This is a genomic window from Mesorhizobium sp. M4B.F.Ca.ET.089.01.1.1 (assembly GCF_004022605.1).
GTDB lineage: Bacteria > Pseudomonadota > Alphaproteobacteria > Rhizobiales > Rhizobiaceae > Mesorhizobium > Mesorhizobium abyssinicae.
The window spans coordinates 1-608 of sequence record NZ_RZOS01001192.1; the positions used below are offsets into that span (position 1 = coordinate 1).

Below are 608 nucleotides of genomic sequence, written 5' to 3' on the forward strand. Positions count from 1 at the left end.
TGCCAAACATGTGGCGCGCCATCTCGGGACAGACCATACGGAACTATATTTGAGCGACCGGGACGCCCTCGACGTCGTGCCGCAATTGCCGGGCATCTATTGCGAGCCGTTTTCGGACTCCTCGCAAATCCCGACTTTCCTCGTCTCCAGGCTGGCGCGCGACAGTGTCACTGTTGCGCTGTCGGGCGACGGCGGAGATGAGTTGTTTTCCGGTTACACGCGCTACGCGCTCGCCGACGCGCTCTGGAACAAGCTTTCCCGCATCCCGATCGGCCTGCGTCGCGTGTCGGCCAGCCTGGCAACACTGCCGCCCCCCGGACTGTATGACAACGTCGCAGACGGGATCATGCCGCTCTTACCACGACGCCTTCGGCGCGAGCGAGTAGGCGACAAGATCCACAAGGCGGCTTCGGTCCTTTCGCTTCGGACCATGGACGACGTCTATCGTCGCCTCTGCTCGCACTGGGAGCCGTCCGAGATCATTCCCGAAGCGGTAGAGCCACCGACGATGCTGACGGGATTGGAAGCACTACCGGCATTACCGGGCAGCGTCGAGCGGATGATGTATCTCGACATGATGAGCTATCTGCCGGACGACATTCTGGTGA

Annotated in this window: 1 protein-coding gene; it reads left to right on the forward strand. The window is 61.7% G+C overall.

Annotated features, from left to right (window positions below; translation table 11 throughout):
- Window positions 1–49: 49 nt before the first annotated feature.
- Window positions 50–608: asparagine synthase-related protein (locus tag EN780_RS36720; protein ID WP_245500259.1), on the forward strand; the 559-nt coding region annotated here is incomplete at its 3' end.